We start from the raw sequence: 18,611 nt of genomic DNA, 5'->3' as shown, positions 1-18,611 counted from the left end.
CAGCCCGGCTTTTCGGGCTTCTCTCGCGCCATCGGCTTCAGTGCGAACGTGCGACAGTCGCCACACGCCGGCCCTGGCTGGCTTTCCGACCTGTTGCCTACCTGTCCCGCCGATGAACCGCCTTGTCGCCCCTGTCCCACCCGTGTCGCGCCCGAAAAGGGCCGCCGGGCCGAGTCGGCGCTGGGCGGCGGGCGCCTGCAGCCTGAGCGCAGGGGTCGCCCGGGCGGCGCCCGACGGCGGAGCGACCGCGGTACACAGCGTCGGCCTGATCGCTGCGATGGCGCTGGCAGGCTTGGCGCTGCTGGCGGTGCTTGCCATGCAGGTGCTGGCGATGCGCCGGCGCTCCGGCCAGCAGCGTGACGCCGACCGCTTGAGCCGCGCGATGCTCGACCACAGCCGCCACCTGATCGGCCTGCTGCGCGCCAATGGCCGCGTGATGCGGCTGAACCACGCCGCGCAGGAATGGATGCGCCAGCCTGGCGAGGCGCTCACCGACCAGGCGCTGTGGGATCTGCCCGGGTGGCTCACCTCACCCGCCCAATCGCTGGGCCTGCAGCATGCCATGGCCCTGGCCGCCGCGGGCCAGGACAGCCGCATGGAGGTGCGCCTGTGCCTGCCCGGCCTGCCCGACCGCATCGCCGAACTCTCGCTGCGTCCGGTCGGCGACCCCGCGGCCGGGCGCCCCCGCCACCTGCTGCTGGAAGCCCGCGACGTGACCTCGCGCCGCCAGGCCGAGGAGAAGCTGCTGCTGGCCGCGGCGGTGTTCGAGCAGGCCCGCGAAGGCATCATGATCACCGAACCCAGCGGCCGCATCGTCTCGGTCAATGCCGCGTTCAGCGCGATCACCGGCTTCACCGCCGACGAGGTGCAGGACCAGTCGCCGGCTCTGCTGGCCACGGCATTGACGCAACCGCGCCTGATCCGCAGCATCCGCATCGGGCTGGCCCGCCAGGGCCATTGGCAGGGCGAGGTGCGCAGCCGCCGCAAGTCCGGCCAGCCGTACACCGTCTGGGTCTCGATGAGCCGGCGAGAGGATGCGCAGGGACGGACCACCCACCTGATCGGCATCCTCAACGACATCACGCGCTCCAAGGAGACCGAGCGCAAGATGCTGCGTCAGGCGCAATTCGACGGATTGACCGAGCTGCCCAACCGCCACCTGCTGACCGAGCGGGTGCAGGTGGCGATCACCGGGGCACGTCGCAGCGATGCATCGTTTGCGCTGCTGTACATGGACTTGAACCGCTTCCGCGACATCAACGACAACTTCAGCCATTCCGCCGGCGACGCGGTGCTGATGGAGATGTCCCAGCGCCTGCGCGAGGGCTTGCGCGACACCGACACCGTCGCGCGGCTGGGCGGCGATGAATTCGCGGTGCTGCTGCACGACACCGACGCCGACGGCGCGGCCGAAGTCGCGGTCAAGCTGCTCGAACGCATCGCCCTGCCCTGCATGGTGATGGGTCACGAACTGAGCATGAGCGTCTCGATCGGCATCGCGATGTTCCCGGCCGACGGCCAGGACGCCGAATCGCTGATGCGCTGCGCCGACAGCGCGATGTACCGCGCCAAGCAGGACGGCCCGGGCGGCTTCGGTTTCTTCGCCGAGGGCACCCAGCAGCGTTCGGTCCGGCACCTTCAGCTCGAAGCCGCCTTGCGCCGCGCCACCGAGCGCGGCGAGTTGCTACTTCATTACCAGCCGCAGTTGGCGGTCGACACCGGCGACGTGATCGGGGTCGAGGCCCTGGTGCGCTGGCGCCACCCGGAGCTGGGCATGGTGTCGCCGGGCGAGTTCATTCCGCTGGCCGAAAGCAGCGGGCAGATCCTGCTGATCGGCGAATGGGTGATGCGCACGGCGGTGCGGCAGATGAAAGCCTGGATCGACGCCGGCCTGCCGCAGTTGGTGGTGGCCGTCAACCTGTCGGCGCTGCAGTTCCGCGACCCGCAATTGCCCGACCGGATACGGACCATTCTGAATGAGGCCGGCCTGCCGCCGGCCTGCCTGGAGCTGGAACTGACCGAGAGCGTGGCCACCGGCAACCCGATCGCGGCGATGGCGATGATGGAACGCCTGCACGGCCTGGGCGTGCGCCTGTCGATCGACGACTTCGGCACCGGTTACTCGTCGCTGAACTACCTCAAGCGATTTCCGATCCACACGCTGAAGATCGACCAGAGCTTCGTGCGCGACATCGGTACCGACGCCGACGACCGCGCGATCGTGCAGGCCATCATCCAGATGGCCAGAGCGCTGCACCTGAGCACGATCGCCGAAGGCGTGGAGAACGACGAACAGGCGCGCTTCCTGCGGGCCAACGGCTGCGACGCGGTGCAGGGCTACCGCTATTGCCGGCCGATCGACGCCCAGGCCGCCCAGCAGTGGATCCAGGCCCGCATGGCGCCGCAGAACCCGGCCGACGACGACGAATCGCCGCCCAGCGCGTTCGCAGCCCTGCAACTCTGAACCAGGCCCGTCCCGGCGCGAGGCGGCCGGAGCCGCCCGGGCGGCTCAGCGGGCCTGCTCGCCCTCGGCGCCCTCTTCCACCGGCCAGTCGCGGATGTAGGCCTTGAGCATGCGGTTCTCGAAGTCCTGCGCCTCGACCACCGTCTTGGCCACGTCGTAGAACGAAATCACGCCCATCAGCGTGCGCCCGTCGAGCACCGGCATGTAGCGGGCATGGCGGCCCAGCATCATGCGGCGGACTTCGTCGATCTCGGTCGCCGGGGTGCAGGTCAGCGGTGCATCGTCCATCACCGAGCGCACCAGCGTGCCGCCGATCTGTCCGCCGTTCTTGACGATCGACGCGATGACCTCGCGGAAGGTGAGCATGCCCGTGAGGTCGCCGTGGTCCATCACCACCAGCGAGCCGATGTCGTGCGCGGCCATGGTGTCGACCGCCTCGGCCAGCGGGTGTTCGGGCGTGACGGTGAACAAGGTGTTGCCCTTGACTTTCAGGATGTCGCTGACCTTCATTGCCTGCTCCTTGCGCTGCTGCGCCCTCTGTCGGCTGATGCGGGCAACATAGCACACAATTCCTGCCTGACCCAGACTGAGAAAGACCCTATGCCCGGTTATTCGGACCCCGGCTTCGACACCCTTGCGCTGCATGCCGGCGCCGCCCCCGACCCGGCCACCGGCGCGCGCGCGGTGCCCATCCACCTGACCACCTCGTTCGTCTTCGAGTCCAGCGAGCACGCGGCCTCGCTGTTCAACATGGAGCGTTCGGGCCACGTCTACAGCCGCATCTCCAACCCGACGACCGCGGTGCTGGAGGAGCGCGTGGCCGCGCTGGAGGGCGGCACCGGCGCCATCGCCACCGCCAGCGGCCAGGCCGCGCTGCATCTCGCGGTCGCCACGCTCGCGGGCGCCGGCTCGCACATCGTGGCCAGCGCGGCGCTGTACGGCGGCTCGCACAATCTGTTGCACGACACCTTGTCCCGATTCGGCGTGCGCACCACGTTCGTCGCGCCGGGCGACCTGGCGGCCTGGCGCGAAGCGATCGGCCCGGACACCAAGCTGCTGTTCGGCGAGACGCTGGGCAACCCCGGCCTGGACGTCCTGGACATTCCCCAAGTGAGCCGCATCGCCCACGACGCCGGTCTGCCGCTGCTGGTCGACTCGACCTTCACGCCGCCCTGGCTGCTGCGACCCTTCGACCACGGTGCCGATCTGCTGTTTCACTCGGCCACCAAGTTCCTCTCGGGCCACGGCACCGTGGTGGGCGGGGTGCTGGTCGATTCCGGTCGCTTCAACTGGGCGGCGGCCCACGCCCGCCACGGCAAATTCCCCGAGCTCTGCGAACCCTATGCCGGTTTCCACGGCATGGTCTTCGCCGAGGAGAGCACGGTGGGCGCCTTCCTGCTGCGCGCCCGCCGCGAGGGCCTGCGCGACTTCGGCGCCTGCATGAGCCCGCACACCGCCTGGCTGATCCTGCAGGGGCTGGAGACGCTGCCGCTGCGCATGGCCCGCCACGTCGGCAACGCCCGCGAGGTCGTGGCCTTCCTGGCCCGCCACCCGCTGGTTGCACGGGTGGGCTACCCGGAGCTCGACGGCCACCCCGGCCAGGCGCTGGCGCGCCAGCTGCTGCCCCGCGGCTGTGGCTCGGTCTTCAGCTTCGATCTCAGGGGCACGCGGGCCCAGGGGGTGGCCTTCGTCGACGCGCTGAAGATCTTCTCGCACCTGGCCAACGTCGGCGATTGCCGATCGCTGGTGATCCATCCGGCTTCCACCACCCATTTCCGCATGGACGACGCGGCGCTGGCACAGGCCGGCATCACGGCCGGAACGATCCGCCTGTCGATCGGGCTGGAAGACCCGGCCGACCTGATCGACGACCTGACCCGGGCGCTGAAGGCGGCCGAGAAGGCGGGGGTCTGACGATGGAACTGATCGTCCAAGGCCGGCGCGCCTACGCCTACACCGGCGGCAAGCCCTTCGATCCCGCGCTGCCGTGCGTGGTCTTCATCCACGGGGCGCTGCACGACCACAGCGTCTGGACCCTGCTCGCGCGCTGGTGCGCCCACCACGGCTACGGCGTGCTCGCGGTGGACCAACCCGGCCACCTGCGGTCGGACGGGCCCTTGCTGGGCAGCGTCGAGGCGCTGGCCGACTGGACCCTGGCCCTGCTCGACGCCGCGGGGGTCGCCCCCAAGCAGAGCGCCAGCGTGGTCGGCCACAGCATGGGCTCGCTGATCGCGCTGGAGATGGCGGCCCGCGCCCCCGAGCGCATCCGCCGCCTGGTGATGATGGGCACGGCCTATCCGATGAAAGTCGCGGATGCGCTGCTGGCCGCCGCGCGCGACACGCCCGCGGCAGGCATGGACCGGGTCAACGCGTTCTCGCTGTCGACCTGGGCCGCCAAGCCGAGCTATCCGGGCCCGGGCATGTGGCTGCACGGCGGCAACCGCCAGCTGATGGCCCAGGTGCAGGCCGGCCACGCCGAGGCCAACGTCTTCCTGCATGACTTCACGCTGTGCAACGCCTATGCGGGCGGTCTGCAGGCGGCGGCGCAAGTCCGCTGTCCCGTGCACCTGGTGCTGGGAGCCGCCGACCAGATGACCTCGCCCAAGGCGGCGCGCGAGATGGCTGCGGCGCTGTCCGCCACGGTGCACGGCGTGCCCGGCGGCCACGGCCTGATGCAGGAACAGCCCGACGCCGTGCTCGCCGCCTTGCGCCGGGCGCTGGCCTGAGCGATGGTCGCCCTCCCCTTCGCCTTGCCAGAAGACCCGCTCGACGGTCGCCCGCTGCCCGAGCCGCGAGGCCCTCAGGCCAGCGCCGACGAGGCCTGAACCCGGCGCAGGTTCGTCAACATGTCGGACGCCATCGCGCGCAGATCGAACGCCGGCTGCCAGCCCCAGTCGGCGCGGGCGGCGGCATCGTCGATCGAGCGGGGCCAGCTGTCGGCGATGGCCTGGCGGAAATCGGGCGCGTAATCGATCTCGAAGCCGGGCAGTTCCTCGGCCAGCACGCGGCCGATCTCGGCGGGCGTGAAGCTGCTGCCCGACAGGTTGTACGCGTGCCGCTCGCCGATCGCCGCGGCTGGCGCGTCCATCAGCGCCAACGTGGCGCGGATCGCATCGGGCATGTACATCATCGGCAGCGCGGTCTCGGGACCGAGGAAGCAGGTGTAGCGCCCGTCCTTCAGCGCCGCGTGGAAGATCTCCACCGCGTAGTCGGTGGTGCCGCCGCCGGGGGGGGTCTTCCAGCTGATCAAGCCCGGGTAGCGCAAGCTGCGCACGTCCACCCCGTGCACCCGGTGGTACCAGGCGCACCAGCCTTCGCCGGCCAGCTTGGAGATGCCGTAGATGGTGGTGGGCTCCATCACCGTCTTCTGCGGCGTGGCGTCGCGCGGCGTGGTCGGGCCGAAGGCGGCGATCGAGCTGGGCCAGAAGACGCGTTCCAGACGGTGCGTGCGGGCCAGCTCCAGCACGTTCAGCAGGCCCTTCATGTTCAGGTCCCAGGCCCACATCGGATGCTGCTCGCCGCGGGCCGACAGCGCCGCCGCCAGGTGGTAGATACGCTGGATGCCGTGCCGCTCGACCACGGCGGTCAGCGCCGCGGCATCGGTGACGTCCAGCGCCTCGTGCACCACGCCGGCGACACGGCCGCGCGGCGACAGGTCGCTGGTGACCACGGTGTGGGCCCCGTGGCGTGCCGCCAGGGTCTCGGCCAGCTCGGTGCCGATCTGGCCGTTGGCACCGATGATCAGGACTTTGGAAGCGCTCATTTCACCAGCCCCAGTGCCCGGCCGGCCTGCGCGAACGCGGCCACCGCCGCCTCCAGTTGCGCACGGTCGTGCGCCGCGCTCATCTGCACCCGGATGCGGGCCTGCCCCTTGGGCACCACCGGGAAAAAGAAACCCACGACATAGACGCCCAGTTCCAGCAGCCGGGCCGACAGTTTCTGCGCCATCACGGCGTCGTAGACCATGATGGGCACGATGGGATGCTCGCCCGGCTTGATCTCGAAGCCGGCCTGCTGGATCGCAGCGCGGAAGTAGGCGGTGTTGTCGGCCAGCCGGTCGCGCAGCGCGGTCGAGGCCTCCAGCAGGTCGAGCACGGCGATCGAGGCACCGACGATGGCCGGCGCGACGGTGTTCGAGAACAGGTAGGGCCGCGAACGCTGGCGCAGCAGCTCCACCACCTCCTTGCGCGCCGCGGTGAAGCCGCCCGAGGCGCCGCCCAGCGCCTTGCCCAGCGTGCCGGTGATGATGTCGACCTTGGCCACCCCGTCGACCAGCAGGCCGCGGTGCTCGTGCGTGCCGCGTCCAGTGGCGCCCATGAAGCCGGTGGCGTGGCATTCGTCCACCCCCAGCAGCGCGCCGAAGCGATCGCACAGCACGCGCATCTCGTCGAGCCGCGCGATGGTGCCGTCCATCGAGAACACGCCGTCGGTGAAGACCAGCTTGAAGCGCGCCCCCGCTGCCTCGGCTTCCTGCAGGCAGCGCTGCAGGTCGGCCATGTCGTTGTGCTTGTAGCGCCAGCGCTGGGCCTTGCAGAGACGGATGCCGTCGATGATGGAAGCGTGATTCAGCTCGTCGCTGATGATGGCGTCGGCCTCGCCCAGCAGCGGCTCGAACAGGCCGCCGTTGGCGTCGAACGCGGCCGCGTAGAGGATCGCGTCCTCCAAGCCGAGGAACCTCGCCAGTCGCGCCTCCAGGGTCTTGTGCAGGTCCTGGGTGCCGCAGATGAAGCGCACCGAGGACAGGCCGAAGCCGTGGCTGTCCAGCGCGGCGTGCGCCGCGGCGATCACCGCCGGGTGGCTGGACAGGCCCAGGTAGTTGTTGGCGCACAGGTTGATCACCTCGCGGCCGTCGGTGGTGCGGATCAGCGGTCCCTGCGGCGTGGTGATGACGCGTTCGGCCTTGTAAAGGCCTGCGTCGCGCAGGGTCTGCAATTCTTGGCGCTGGTGGGCCAGAAACTCGTCAACGTGGGCCATGGTCGGGTCCTGTGGAGATGGCGTGGCGGGTCTGCCGGTGGCTGGATCGTTCGTTATATCGAACGCAAATGCAGTATCATGGACAACATCCCACAGCGTCAAGCCCGATCATGAAACGCAGCTCCGTCGCCCCCGAACCGCCCCGCGTCGGCCAGACCTTGGCCGCGCTGCGGCAGGCACGTTCGCTCTCGCTGGATGAGCTGTCGCGCCAGGCGGGGGTGTCGAAATCGATGCTGTCGCAGATCGAACGCAACCAGGCCAACCCGACCGTCGCGGTGGTCTGGCGTCTGGCCAATGCGCTGGCGGTGCCGCTGAGCGACTTCCTGGGCGGCGAGCCGCGCCACCCGCCCTCTTCCATCGCCGCGGTGGCCGCCCATGCGACGCCGACGCTGAGCAGCCCGGACGGACTGTGCTCGCTGCGCATCCTGGGCCCGGTCGAGCTGGCCGGTCAGTTCGAATGGTACGAACTGGCGGTGCAGGCTGGCGGCGTGCTGGCGTCGGAGGCGCACGAACCCGGCTCGCGGGAACACCTGAGCGTGCTGGACGGCACGCTGGAAGTGCAGTCCGGCGACCAGACGCTGCGCCTGAAATCCGGCGACACGGCGCGCTACGCGGCCGATCTGGCCCACGCCATCCGCAATCCGCTGAAGACCACCGCCCGCGCGATGCTGGTGGTGTTGCACCCGGGCTGATCCGGGCGCCCTCGTTCAGGCGGCCGGCGGCAGCAGATCGGACAGCATCAGGCGATCGAAGCCGGCCCGCTCGCGAAAGAGCGCCACGCGCTCGTCGCTCTTCAGCAGCAGCAAGCCGATCAGGCCATCGGCCGGCGTTCGCGTCGGCTCGCACAACAGCACATGGCGCTGGGCGCCGGCTTCGTCGAGCCGGGCCACCCAGTCCTGCTCGACCAAGGCATCGATCACCGGTTCGATCTGCAGTGGATCGGTGCGCAGCGCGGCCGCGATCTGGGTCATCTCCAGGCCGCGCGCATCGCCCTGGCGCGCGGCCGCCAACTGGCTCAGGATCGCCAGCGCCAGCGCAAACCGGTGGCCCGGCGTGCTGGGCTGGCGCACCGCATGCATCTGCAGGCTGGGCGCGTAGGCCGCGATCACCGCGCCGAGCAACACGATCACCCAGCCCAGGTACAGCCACAGCAGGAAGATCGGCGCCGTCGCGAACGCGCCGTAGATCGTCGAATAGGTCGAGACCGATTTCACATACCAGGCCAGGCCGCGCTTGGCCAATTCGAAGCCCACCGCCACGAACATGCCGCCGGCCAGCGCATGGCGCCAGCGCACGTGGGTGTTGGGCACGTGATGGAACAGGCCGGCGACCGCGGCGGCGAGCAGCAGGAACTGGATCACCTCCAGCAGCAGGCTGACGCCGCCCGGCAGTTCACGCGCCACGCTGTGCGAGCCGGTCAGCACGTATGAGGTCAGACTCAGGCTGATGCCCAGCACCAGCGGGCCCAGCGTGGCCGTGGCCCAGTAGACCAGCACCCGCTGCGCGATCGGGCGCGGCTTGCGGACCCGCCAGATGCCGTTCAGCGTCCGGTCGATCGTCAGCATCAGCGACAGCGCGCTGGCCACCAGCACCAGCAAGCCCACCGTGCCCAGGCGGCTGGCCTTGCTGGCGAACTGGGTCAGCGCCCCCAGGACCGGCCTGGCGATCGCGTCGGGGACCAGGCTTTGCAGGAAATACTTCTGCAAAGCCGCCTGGAACTGCGCGAACATCGGAAAGGCGGTGAAGACGGCCAGCATCACCGTCAACAGCGGCACGATCGCGATCAGGGTGGTGAAGGTCAGGCTGCTGGCCGTCACGCCCAGCCGATCCTCGCGAAAACGCTGGCGCAAGGTGCGCAAGGTATCGAACCAGGGCCAGGTACGCAGCGTGGTCAGGCCATCGGCGAGGCCTTGCTGCCAGTGGCTGCGCAGGAGGTGTAGGAAACGCATGGCGGCTATCATGCCAGCCATGTCCAGCCCGTCCCCCGCCCCCGCGACCGTCCCTCTGCCGGAGGGTACTTTTACCTCGATCGGCGGCGGCGATGACACACCGCGCCCCCCCGATGCCGTGACGCGCGTGACCCGGATGATCGCGGTGGGCGCCTTGCTTGCACTGATCGCGCTCGACCTGGCCTGGGAACTGTGGCTGGCCCCGACCGGCAGCGGCCGGCTGGCGATCAAGGTCCTTCCGCTGGTGTTTCCGCTGGCCGGCCTGCTGCGGCACCGCCTCTACACCTATCGCTGGCTGAGCCTGCTGGTGTGGATCTACTGCGCCGAAGGCCTGGTGCGTGCCGCCAGCGACACCGGCCTGTCCGCGGCGCTGGCCGGCGGCGAAGTGGGCTTGTGCGTGGTGCTGTTCGTGGCCTGCGCGGTGCAGGTGCGATGGCGGCTGAAGCACGCCGCGCCGCAGCAACAGGCGATGGCGCCGCGATCGACATGAGCGCGGTCTTGCTGGCGCAGCTGCGCGGGTGGCTGGGTCCGGCTCAGGTCCTGGCGGACGGCGATTTGAGCGCCTGGGAAATCGACTGGCGCAAACGCTATCGCGGCAAGGCGCTGGCGGTCGTCCGGCCTGGCAGCGCCGCCGAGGTGGCCGCGGTCCTGAAGGCCTGCGCGGCCCATGGTGTGTCGGTGGTGCCGCAGGGGGGCAACACCGGACTGGTGGGCGGCGGCGTGCCGGACGGCTCGGGCCGCCAAGTGGTGTTGCTGCTGTCTCGCCTGAACCGGGTCCGGCAGATCGATCCGGACAATCTCACCGTCACGGTCGAGGCCGGTTGCCTGCTGCAAGCTTTGCAGGCCGCGGCCGCGGCCGAGGGGCTGCTGTTTCCGCTCAGCCTGGCGTCCGAGGGCAGTTGCACCCTCGGTGGCAACCTGGCGACCAATGCCGGCGGCACCCAGGTCCTGCGCTATGGCAATGCGCGCGAGCTGTGCCTCGGTCTGGAGGTCGTGACGGCCGCGGGCGAGATCTGGAACGGTTTGAGCGGCCTGCGCAAGGACAACACCGGCTACGACCTGCGCGACCTGTTCATCGGCAGCGAGGGCACGCTGGGCGTGATCACCGCGGCGACGATGAAGCTGTTCCCGATGCCGGGCGCGACGATGACCGCGCTGGCCGCCTGCGAGTCGATCGACGCGGCCCTGGGCCTGCTGAGACTGGCTCGCCGCCACCTGGACGCCGGGCTGACCGGCTTCGAGGTGATGGAGGCCTTCTCGCTGGAACTGGTGGCCCGCCACTTCCCGCAGAGGGCCCGCCCCTTGCCGACGGCCCCATGGACGGTGCTGCTGGAGCTGACCGGCGCCAGCCCGGACGATGCGAGCAGCCGGCTCGATCAGCTGTTGGGCGCCGCGCTGCGTGATGGCCTGATCGCCGATGCGGCGGTGGCGCAGTCGCAGGCGCAGTCGCAGGCGCTGTGGCAACTGCGCGAGGCAATTCCGCTGGCCCAGGCCGAGGAAGGCCTGAACATCAAGCACGACATTTCGCTGCCGGTGTCTGCGATTCCGGCCTTCGTGAGGAACACCGGGGAGGCCTTGCGCCAGGCCTGGCCGGGCGTGCGACTGGTGACCTTCGGCCACCTGGGCGACGGCAACCTGCACTACAACGTTCAGGCGCCCGAAGGCAGTTCGGCATCGGACTTCCTGCGCCGCAACGAAGCCCGGGTGAACCGACAGGTCTATGACGCCGTGCAACAGGCGGGCGGCTCGTTTTCTGCGGAGCACGGCATCGGCTTGCTCAAGCGCGACGAACTGGCGCAGCGCGCGTCGCCGGTGGCGCTGGGCTTGATGAAGGCGCTGAAGGCTGCGCTGGACCCGCAAGGTGTGCTGAACCCGGGTCGGGTGGTCTGAGCCGACGCGCGAACGACGGTCCCTTCGCCCTAATGCGCAGGCCCCTTGAGGGCGGCCGGCACGGGCAGCGCCATCACCTCGATGCCTTCGTCCTGCAATTCGGCGCGCTGCTTGGGCGTGGCCTGGCCTCGGATGCCGCGAGCGGCCGCCTCGCCATAGTGGATCTTGCGCGCTTCCTCCGGAAAGCGCTCGCCGACGTCTTCCGTGTGTTCGATCAGCTTGCGCACCGCGTTCATCCACATCGACTGCGCCTGGCGCGCCGTGGCCGCGGCGCCCGCATCGGCGGGCCTCATGGCCGCCTGCGCGCCCGCGCCCGTCGGCGGGACGCTTACCGCGCCGGCGTGGCCGGGACGACCCGCCGACAGGTTGAGCCGCGGTGCACTGGGCAATTGCTGCACGCCGTGCTCGCCGCACAGCGGGCATTCGAGCAGACCCTGCTCACGCTGGCGTTCGAAGGCATCGTGCGAGGCAAACCATCCCTCGAACCCGTGGCCAGCAACGCATCGTAGGTTCAGGACCTTCATTCGGACATTATCCGGCGACCGGCACCCCATCGGCGGTCTGCCAGGGCAAAGCCCACGATCCGGCACGCCATTTCTGCAGCCACAGCAGCGCGATCAACGACTTGGCGTCGGTCAGTGCGCCGGCGCCGGCCAACGCATCGAGTTCGGCCTCCGTCATCAGGCAGATGTCGAGAAACTCCTCGGCATCCAGTTGCTGCGGCCCCGCGCGCAGGCCTCTCGCGAACCAGATCTCGATCAACTCGTTGGAGTAGGCCGGCGCGTTGTGCATTGTGGCCGCCCTGGCCCATTGGGCAGCGGTGTAGCCGGTTTCCTCGGCCAGTTCACGGCGTGCACAGGTGAAGCGGTCCTCGCCGGGGTCGATCTTGCCGGCCGGAAACTCCAGCAGCACCTGGCCCAGCGGGTAGCGGCACTGGCGCTCCATCACCAGTCGGCCGTCGTCGAGCATCGGCACGATCATCACCGCACCGGGGTGGATGATGTATTCGCGCCCGGCCGTCGCACCGCCCGGCAAGGTGACGGTGTCGCGACGAACATCGAGAAAGTGGCCGCGGTAGACCTGCTGCTGGTGCAGGGGGCGCTCGATCAGGTGGTCATCATCAGTCATCGGTCAGCTCCAGCATGCGCTGCGGTGCGCGCGGGCCACCAGTGGCCGCCACCAGAGGATCGCCATCGGGCGCGTGGCGCCCAAGGGACGCCGCCAGCAGCATGGCGCCCTGGCGACGATGGCGGATCAACCCGACAGCGCGGCGACGATCACGTCGCGGCACAGCGCCATCAAGCCGTCAGGCAACAAGCCCAGCACCAGGGCCGCGGCCCCATTGCATGCGAGCAGGATGCCCACGCCGCCGCGCGCCGCAGGCACCCGGGCATCCGAGGGCTCGTCGAACCACATCACCTTGACGATGCGCAGGTAGTAGTACGCGGCCACCAGCGACAGCAGCACCGCCACCACCGCCAGGGTGATGTAGCTGTTGTCATTGGTCGTGACCAGCGCCTGGAGCACGGCCAGCTTGGCGTAGAACCCCACCATCGGTGGCACGCCGGCCAGCGAGAACATGAACACCGTCATCACGCCGGCCAGCCAGGGGCTGCGCTTGGCCAGGCCGGACAGGTCCGAGACCTCCTCGCTTTCGAAACCTTGGCGCGACAGGAACATCACCAGGCCGAAGGTGCCCAATGTGGTCAGCACATAGGTCACGACGTAGAACATCGCGGAACTGTAGCCGTTGGCCGCCGAGGTGGTATGACCGGCAATCACCGTGGGCGTGAAGCCGAGCAGCATGAAGCCCAGCTGCGCAATGGCCGAATAGGCCAGCATGCGCTTCAGGTTGGTCTGCGCGATGGCCGCGAGATTGCCGACGCTCATCGACAGCACCGACAGCACGATCAACATCTGCTGCCAGTCGTGCGCCAGGCCGGTCATGCCCTCGACCAGCAGCCGGAAGGTGATCGCGAAGGCCGCGAACTTGGGGGCGCCGCCGATCAGCAGCGTCACGGCCGTCGGCGCGCCCTGGTAGACGTCGGGCACCCACATGTGGAACGGCACGACACCGAGCTTGAACGCCAGGCCGGCGACGATGAAGACGGCGCCGAAGGTCAGCACCGCCGAATTGGCCTGACCGCGGGAGATCACGGCGAAGACCTCGGGCAGGTCGAGCGAGCCGGTGGCGCCGTACATCATCGACATGCCGTACAGCAGGAAGCCGCTGGCCAGCGCACCGAGCACGAAATACTTCATCGCCGCTTCGGTCGCCATGGCATGGTCGCGGCGCAGGGCCACCAGGGCGTAGAGCGACAGACTCATCAGTTCGAGCCCGACGTAGATGACCAGGAAGTTGTTGGCCGAGATCATCACCGAGATGCCCAGCAGCACGAACATCGACAGCGTGAAGAACTCGCCCTTGAGCATGTCGCGGTCGGCGATGTACGGCCGGGCGTAGGCGAGCGTCAGCATCATCGCCAGTGCGGCGCACAGCGCCAGCAGGTGGCCCATCGGGTCGGACACCACCAGCCCTTGCATGCCGTAGACCGATGCGGCCGCACCGTGCATTCCCAGGCCGCCCTGCATGGCGCTGGCATGCATGAAGGCCACCACCGCGAGCGTTGCCTGGGTCAGCCAGAACGTCAGGCCGCGTTTCGGATCGCTGACCTTCAGGTCCACCAGCGCAATCACGCAGGCCGCCAGCAGCAGCAGGGTTTCAGGGTAGACAACGAGCCAGTTCATTTGAGTCATGGTTTGCTCTTGGGCCTCGTCACGGGAGCTTGGACGCGGCCACGTGCCGCAGCAACTCGGTCACCGAGACGTGCATCACATCGGTGAAGGGCTTGGGATAGAGGCCCATCGCCATCACCGCCAGCGCCAGCGCCGCCAGCATCAGGAATTCACGGGCGTTGATATCGGTCAGCGCGCGAACCTTGTCGTTGACCACGTCACCCAGGTAGACACGCTTGTACATCCACAGCGTGTAGGCGGCCCCGAGGATCAGGGCGGTCGCCGCCAGCGCACCGATCCAGAAATTGAACCCCACCGCGCCCAGGATCACCATCCACTCGCCGATGAAGCCGGCGGTACCCGGCAGGCCGCAGTTGGCCATCGAGAACAGCATCGCGAAGGCGGCGAACTTCGGCATGGTGTTGACCACGCCGCCATAGCTGGCGATCTCGCGCGAGTGGACCCGGTCGTACAGCACACCGATCGACAGGAACATGGCACCGGACACGAAGCCGTGCGAGATCATCTGCACCAGACCGCCCGACACGCCCAGTTCGCTGAAGATGAAAAAGCCCAGCGTGACGAAGCCCATGTGGGCGATCGACGAATAAGCCACCAGCTTCTTCATGTCCTGCTGGACCAGGGCGACCAGCCCGATGTAGATCACCGCGGTCAGGCTCAGCGCGATGATGACCCAGGCGTAGGCCCGGCTGGCGTCCGGCGCGATCGGCATCGAGAAGCGCAGGAAGCCGTAGGCACCGAGCTTCAGCATGATCGCCGCCAGCACCACCGAGCCGCCCGTCGGGGCCTCGACGTGGGCGTCGGGCAGCCAGGTGTGCACCGGCCACATCGGCACCTTGACCGAGAACGCCGCGAAGAAGGCGAAGAACAGCAGGGTCTGCGCATCCATCGGCAGCGGCAGCTTGTGCCACGTCAGGATGTCGAAGCTGCCACCCGACTTGTCGTACAGGTAGATCAGCGCGATCAGCATCAGCAGCGAGCCGAGCAGCGTGTAGAGGAAGAACTTGAACGCCGCGTAGACCCGGCGCGGCCCGCCCCAGATGCCGATGATGATGTACATCGGGATCAGCGTGGCCTCGAAGAAGACGTAGAACAGCAGGCCGTCGACCGCCGCGAACACGCCCACCATCAGGCCCGACAGGATCAGGAAGGCGCCCATGTACTGGTGCACGCGCGAGGTGATCACCTGCCAGGCCGAGATCACCACGATCACGGTGATGAAGGCGGTCAGCAGCACGAACCAGACCGAGATCCCGTCCACCCCCAGGTGATAGCGCACGTTGAAGCGCTCGATCCAGCTCAGGTTCTCCTGGAACTGCATCGCTGCAGTGGTGGTATCGAAGCCGGTGATCAGCGGGATCGTGACCAGCAGCGACAGCACGGCGCCGACCAGCGCGATCCAGCGCGCGGCACCCGGCTGGTCGTCCCGACCCAGCGCAAGCAGGACGGTGCCGAAAGCGATCGGCAACCAGATGGCAACACTCAACAGACCCATTCTTGTTCTCCGCCCTTGATCAGTGAGCCGACAGGGTCGACAGGAAGAAGGGCCACAGCTGCCAGGTCATCAGACCGAAGACACCCAGCACCATCATCAGCGCGTACCAGGACAGGTAGCCGGTCTGAAAGGTGCGTACCACGCCCGCGAAGGCGCCGACCGCGTTGGCCGAACCGTTGACGATCGCGCCGTCGATCAGACCGACGTCGCCGCCTTTCCACAAGCCGCGACCGAGCTTGCGCAGGCCGGCGGCGATGACGTTCTCGTTGAACCAGTCCATGTAGTACTTGTTCTCCAGCAAGCGCATCACCGGCGCGATGCTGCGCCCGATCGCCGCCGGAATTTCCGGCTTCAACATGTAGAACACGTAGGACATCGCGACACCCGCCAAGGCCAGCCAGAACGGCAGCGAGGTGAAGGCACGCAATCCCATGTCGGTCGCGCCGTGGAACTCGCGGCCCAGTTCTTCCAGGGCCGGGTGGGCGGCGCTGTTGATGACGATCGAGTCCTTCAGGAAGTCGCCGAACAGCATCGGCTGGATCGTCAGGAAGCCGATCACCACCGACGGGATCGCGAGCAGCACCAGCGGTGCGGTCACCACCCAGGGCGATTCGTGCGGATCATGATGCTCGCCGTGAGCGTCGTGGTGGTCATGCTCGCCCGGGAAGGGCTTGTGGTGGAAGCGTTCCTTGCCGTGGAAGACCAGGAAATACATCCGGAACGAATAGAACGCCGTCACGAAGACGCCGGCCACCACCGAGAACTGCGCGAAGCCGGCGGCCGGCAGATGGCTGGCCGCCACGGCCTCGATGATCGAGTCCTTCGAATAAAAGCCGGCGAAGAACGGCGTGCCGATCAAGGCCAGCGATCCGACCAGCGAGGTGATCCAGGTGATGGGCATGTACTTGCGCAGGCCGCCCATGTTGCGGATGTCCTGATCGTGGTGCATGCCGATGATCACCGAGCCTGCGCCCAGGAACAGCAAGGCCTTGAAGAAGGCGTGCGTCATCAGGTGGAACACCGCCACGCTGTACGCCGACGCCCCGAGGGCCACCGTCATGTAGCCCAGCTGCGACAGCGTCGAATAGGCGACGACGCGCTTGATGTCGTTCTGGATGATGCCCAGGAAGCCCATGAACAAGGCGGTGATCGATCCGATGATCAGCACGAAGTTCAGCGCGGTGTCGCTCAGCTCGAACAACGGCGACATGCGGCTGACCATGAAGATGCCCGCAGTCACCATCGTCGCGGCATGGATCAGCGCCGAGATCGGCGTCGGGCCCTCCATCGAGTCGGGCAGCCAGACGTGCAGCGGGAACTGCGCGCTCTTGCCCATCGCGCCGATGAACAGGCAGATGCAGGCCACGCTCAAGAGATGCCAGTCGGTGCCCGGAAAGCCCAGCTTGGACAGGTCGCCGGCCTTGGCGAAGACTTCGGCGTAGTTCAACGAACCGCTGTAGGCCAGGATCAGGCCGATGCCCAGGATGAAGCCGAAATCGCCGACCCGGTTGACCAGGAAGGCCTTCATGTTGGCAAAGATCGCGGTCGGCTTCTTGAACCAGAAACCGATCAGCAGATAGGACACCAGGCCCACCGCTTCCCAGCCGAAGAACAGCTGCAGGAAGTTGTTCGCCATCACCAGCATCAGCATCGAGAAGGTGAACAGCGAGATGTACGAGAAGAAGCGCTGGTAGCCCGGGTCTTCCTCCATGTAGCCGATGGTGTAGATGTGCACCATCAGCGACACGAAGGTCACCACGCACATCATCATGGCCGTCAGCCCGTCGATCAGGAAGCCGACCTCCATCTTCAGGCCGCCCACGTTCATCCACTCGTAGACGGTCTGGTTGTAGCGCGCGCCTTCCGTGGCCACCGACCACAGGACCAGGGCCGAACAGAGGAAGGCGATCAGCACGCCGAGAATGGTGACGACGTGCGAACCGCGCCGGCCCACCGCCTTTCCGGCCAGGCCGGCGACGAGGGAGCCCGCGAGCGGCGCCAGCGGCACCGTGAGGAGCAGATTCTGGGTAAGTTGTACAGACATGGTCTTCAGGGCTCCGCGATGCTGACTCAGCCCTTGAGGGAATCGAGTTCGTCCACAGCGATCGTCGAGCGATTGCGGAACAGTACGACCAGGATGGCCAGGCCAATCGCCGATTCGGCGGCGGCCACGGTCAGGATGAAGAACACGAAGACCTGGCCTTGCATGTCACCCAGGTAGTGCGAGAAGGCGACGAAATTCATGTTCACCGCCAGCAGCATCAGTTCGATGGCCATCAGCATCACGATCAGGTTGCGCCGATTCAGGAAGATGCCCACCACCGACAGCGCGAACAGCAGGCCGCCGACGGTGAGGTAGTGGTACAGGGTGATCCCGGTGCTCATGCGGCGCCTCCTTCAGGGGACTTGGGCTGCGAGGGGGCTTCGACCGTGGCCGGCATCGCCACCAGACGGACGCGGTCGACACTCTTGACGCGGACCTGCTCGGACGGATTCTGGTAGCGGCTGTCCTTGCGCTTGCGAAGGGTCAGCGCGATCGCGGAGATCATCGCCACCAGCAGCAGCACCGCCGCGACCTGCAGCGGGTACAGGTACTGGGTGTAGATCGCCACCCCCAGCGCGTGGGTGTTGCCCATCTTCAGCAGCGCCGGATCCATCGCCTTGGCCACCGGGAGGTTGAAACCGCCCTTCATGACCAGGAACATCTCAAGCGCGATCAAAGCGCCGATCATCCCGGCGAGCGGAAAGTGGGTCCAGAAGCCGTCGCGCAGATTGGCCGATCCCATGTCGAGCATCATCACGACGAAAAGGAACAGCACCATCACCGCGCCGACGTAGACCAGCACCAGCGTGATCGCGAGGAACTCCGACTGCAGCAGCATCCAGATGCAGGACGCGTTGAAGAAGGACAACACCAGGTACAGCGCAGCGTGCACCGTGTTGCGCGAGGTGATGACCAGGAAGGCGGCCACCAGCAGCACGGCCGAAAAGAGGTAGAACAAGGCGGAAGTCGTGTTCATGATGTGGGTGCGCCGAAAGGCGTCGCCAAGCAGATCGGTTCGGGAAGGCGCCCTTCCCGGCC

Annotated in this window: 17 protein-coding genes; 6 read left to right on the top strand and 11 right to left on the bottom strand. The window is 67.9% G+C overall.

The annotated features are described in order from the left end of the window. Positions 1-277 precede the first annotated feature (277 nt). Positions 278-2,464 (top strand): putative bifunctional diguanylate cyclase/phosphodiesterase, encoded by a 2,187-nt coding sequence (locus AC0N04_RS13880; protein WP_474282627.1) that lies wholly within the window; start codon positions 278-280, stop codon positions 2,462-2,464. Positions 2,465-2,509: 45 nt separating this feature from the next. Here AC0N04_RS13880 and AC0N04_RS13875 read toward each other — a convergent pair whose 3' ends face one another. Continuing rightward, positions 2,510-2,974, bottom strand: coding sequence for a CBS domain-containing protein (locus AC0N04_RS13875; RefSeq protein ID WP_474282625.1), 465 nt, complete (start codon positions 2,972-2,974; stop codon positions 2,510-2,512). A gap of 90 nt (positions 2,975-3,064) precedes the next feature. On the opposite strand from AC0N04_RS13875, the gene AC0N04_RS13870 reads away from it, so the two are divergent. Then, positions 3,065-4,378, top strand: coding sequence for an O-acetylhomoserine aminocarboxypropyltransferase (locus AC0N04_RS13870; protein WP_474282623.1), 1,314 nt, complete (start codon positions 3,065-3,067; stop codon positions 4,376-4,378). A 2-nt stretch (positions 4,379-4,380) separates the two neighbouring features. After that, positions 4,381-5,190, top strand: a complete 810-nt coding sequence (locus tag AC0N04_RS13865) for an alpha/beta fold hydrolase (protein ID WP_474282621.1) — start codon at positions 4,381-4,383, stop codon at positions 5,188-5,190. Positions 5,191-5,264: 74 nt separating this feature from the next. Here the strand turns inward: AC0N04_RS13865 and AC0N04_RS13860 are convergent, their stop codons facing one another. Together AC0N04_RS13860 and kbl are read right to left on the bottom strand one after the other, a co-directional pair. Beyond that, positions 5,265-6,227, bottom strand: a complete 963-nt coding sequence (locus AC0N04_RS13860) for an NAD-dependent epimerase/dehydratase family protein (protein ID WP_474282618.1) — start codon at positions 6,225-6,227, stop codon at positions 5,265-5,267. Further along, positions 6,224-7,438, bottom strand: a complete 1,215-nt coding sequence (gene kbl / locus AC0N04_RS13855) for a glycine C-acetyltransferase (protein WP_474282616.1) — start codon at positions 7,436-7,438, stop codon at positions 6,224-6,226. Before kbl ends, AC0N04_RS13860 begins: the two co-directional genes overlap by 4 nt. A gap of 110 nt (positions 7,439-7,548) precedes the next feature. Between kbl and AC0N04_RS13850 the strand changes: the two genes are divergently transcribed. After that, a complete protein-coding gene (locus AC0N04_RS13850) occupies positions 7,549-8,130 on the top strand; it encodes a helix-turn-helix domain-containing protein (RefSeq protein WP_474282614.1) in 582 nt (193 codons plus the stop codon). 15 nt (positions 8,131-8,145) lie between these two features. On the opposite strand, the gene AC0N04_RS13845 is transcribed toward AC0N04_RS13850, so the two are convergent. Next, complete coding sequence (locus AC0N04_RS13845) at positions 8,146-9,387, bottom strand: YihY family inner membrane protein (protein ID WP_474282612.1); 1,242 nt, start codon at positions 9,385-9,387, stop codon at positions 8,146-8,148. Between the two features lie 136 nt (positions 9,388-9,523). On the opposite strand from AC0N04_RS13845, the gene AC0N04_RS13840 reads away from it, so the two are divergent. Together AC0N04_RS13840 and AC0N04_RS13835 are read left to right on the top strand one after the other, a co-directional pair. Beyond that, positions 9,524-9,877: a DUF2069 domain-containing protein gene (locus AC0N04_RS13840; RefSeq protein ID WP_474283069.1), complete on the top strand. Its 354-nt coding sequence runs from the start codon at positions 9,524-9,526 to the stop codon at positions 9,875-9,877. Further along, on the top strand, positions 9,874-11,277 hold the full coding sequence (locus AC0N04_RS13835; protein WP_474282610.1) for an FAD-binding oxidoreductase: 1,404 nt from the start codon (positions 9,874-9,876) through the stop codon (positions 11,275-11,277). The genes AC0N04_RS13840 and AC0N04_RS13835 overlap by 4 nt, the downstream gene beginning before the upstream one ends. A 29-nt stretch (positions 11,278-11,306) precedes the next feature. On the opposite strand, the gene AC0N04_RS13830 is transcribed toward AC0N04_RS13835, so the two are convergent. The 7 genes from AC0N04_RS13830 to AC0N04_RS13800 form a co-directional block, all read right to left on the bottom strand. Then, entirely contained in the window at positions 11,307-11,801 is a 495-nt protein-coding gene (locus AC0N04_RS13830) for a DUF1178 family protein (protein WP_474282608.1), read from the bottom strand. 7 nt (positions 11,802-11,808) lie between these two features. Continuing rightward, positions 11,809-12,405 (bottom strand): NUDIX domain-containing protein, encoded by a 597-nt coding sequence (locus tag AC0N04_RS13825; protein ID WP_474282606.1) that lies wholly within the window; start codon positions 12,403-12,405, stop codon positions 11,809-11,811. Between the two features lie 126 nt (positions 12,406-12,531). Then, the gene (gene nuoN, locus AC0N04_RS13820) at positions 12,532-14,034 is read right to left on the bottom strand and encodes an NADH-quinone oxidoreductase subunit NuoN (RefSeq protein ID WP_474282604.1); all 1,503 of its coding nucleotides are present in this window, start codon (positions 14,032-14,034) and stop codon (positions 12,532-12,534) included. A gap of 19 nt (positions 14,035-14,053) precedes the next feature. After that, positions 14,054-15,529, bottom strand: a complete 1,476-nt coding sequence (locus AC0N04_RS13815; protein WP_474282602.1) for an NADH-quinone oxidoreductase subunit M — start codon at positions 15,527-15,529, stop codon at positions 14,054-14,056. Between the two features lie 19 nt (positions 15,530-15,548). Further along, positions 15,549-17,573 (bottom strand): NADH-quinone oxidoreductase subunit L, encoded by a 2,025-nt coding sequence (gene nuoL, locus AC0N04_RS13810; protein ID WP_474282600.1) that lies wholly within the window; start codon positions 17,571-17,573, stop codon positions 15,549-15,551. Positions 17,574-17,599: 26 nt separating this feature from the next. Then, positions 17,600-17,914 (bottom strand): NADH-quinone oxidoreductase subunit NuoK, encoded by a 315-nt coding sequence (nuoK, locus tag AC0N04_RS13805; protein ID WP_474282598.1) that lies wholly within the window; start codon positions 17,912-17,914, stop codon positions 17,600-17,602. Further along, positions 17,911-18,549, bottom strand: a complete 639-nt coding sequence (locus AC0N04_RS13800) for an NADH-quinone oxidoreductase subunit J (RefSeq protein ID WP_474282596.1) — start codon at positions 18,547-18,549, stop codon at positions 17,911-17,913. Before AC0N04_RS13800 ends, nuoK begins: the two co-directional genes overlap by 4 nt. Positions 18,550-18,611 lie beyond the last annotated feature (62 nt).

The sequence above is a fragment of the Ideonella sp. sgz306126 genome, from assembly GCF_056032705.1.
This window is presented reverse-complemented; position numbering and strand designations above follow the sequence as displayed.

Excerpts from the sequence above, each read along its gene's own strand:
- AC0N04_RS13880 (WP_474282627.1), top strand. The coding sequence starts at position 278 with ATGGCGCTGGCAGGCTTGGCGCTGCTGGCGGTGCTTGCCATGCAGGTG.
- AC0N04_RS13875 (WP_474282625.1), bottom strand. The coding sequence starts at position 2,974 with ATGAAGGTCAGCGACATCCTGAAAGTCAAGGGCAACACCTTGTTCACC.
- AC0N04_RS13870 (WP_474282623.1), top strand. The coding sequence starts at position 3,065 with ATGCCCGGTTATTCGGACCCCGGCTTCGACACCCTTGCGCTGCATGCC.
- AC0N04_RS13865 (WP_474282621.1), top strand. The coding sequence starts at position 4,381 with ATGGAACTGATCGTCCAAGGCCGGCGCGCCTACGCCTACACCGGCGGC.
- AC0N04_RS13860 (WP_474282618.1), bottom strand. The coding sequence starts at position 6,227 with ATGAGCGCTTCCAAAGTCCTGATCATCGGTGCCAACGGCCAGATCGGC.
- kbl (WP_474282616.1), bottom strand. The coding sequence starts at position 7,438 with ATGGCCCACGTTGACGAGTTTCTGGCCCACCAGCGCCAAGAATTGCAG.
- AC0N04_RS13850 (WP_474282614.1), top strand. The coding sequence starts at position 7,549 with ATGAAACGCAGCTCCGTCGCCCCCGAACCGCCCCGCGTCGGCCAGACC.
- AC0N04_RS13845 (WP_474282612.1), bottom strand. The coding sequence starts at position 9,387 with ATGCGTTTCCTACACCTCCTGCGCAGCCACTGGCAGCAAGGCCTCGCC.
- AC0N04_RS13840 (WP_474283069.1), top strand. The coding sequence starts at position 9,524 with ATGATCGCGGTGGGCGCCTTGCTTGCACTGATCGCGCTCGACCTGGCC.
- AC0N04_RS13835 (WP_474282610.1), top strand. The coding sequence starts at position 9,874 with ATGAGCGCGGTCTTGCTGGCGCAGCTGCGCGGGTGGCTGGGTCCGGCT.
- AC0N04_RS13830 (WP_474282608.1), bottom strand. The coding sequence starts at position 11,801 with ATGAAGGTCCTGAACCTACGATGCGTTGCTGGCCACGGGTTCGAGGGA.
- AC0N04_RS13825 (WP_474282606.1), bottom strand. The coding sequence starts at position 12,405 with ATGACTGATGATGACCACCTGATCGAGCGCCCCCTGCACCAGCAGCAG.
- nuoN (WP_474282604.1), bottom strand. The coding sequence starts at position 14,034 with ATGACTCAAATGAACTGGCTCGTTGTCTACCCTGAAACCCTGCTGCTG.
- AC0N04_RS13815 (WP_474282602.1), bottom strand. The coding sequence starts at position 15,529 with ATGGGTCTGTTGAGTGTTGCCATCTGGTTGCCGATCGCTTTCGGCACC.
- nuoL (WP_474282600.1), bottom strand. The coding sequence starts at position 17,573 with ATGTCTGTACAACTTACCCAGAATCTGCTCCTCACGGTGCCGCTGGCG.
- nuoK (WP_474282598.1), bottom strand. The coding sequence starts at position 17,914 with ATGAGCACCGGGATCACCCTGTACCACTACCTCACCGTCGGCGGCCTG.
- AC0N04_RS13800 (WP_474282596.1), bottom strand. The coding sequence starts at position 18,549 with ATGAACACGACTTCCGCCTTGTTCTACCTCTTTTCGGCCGTGCTGCTG.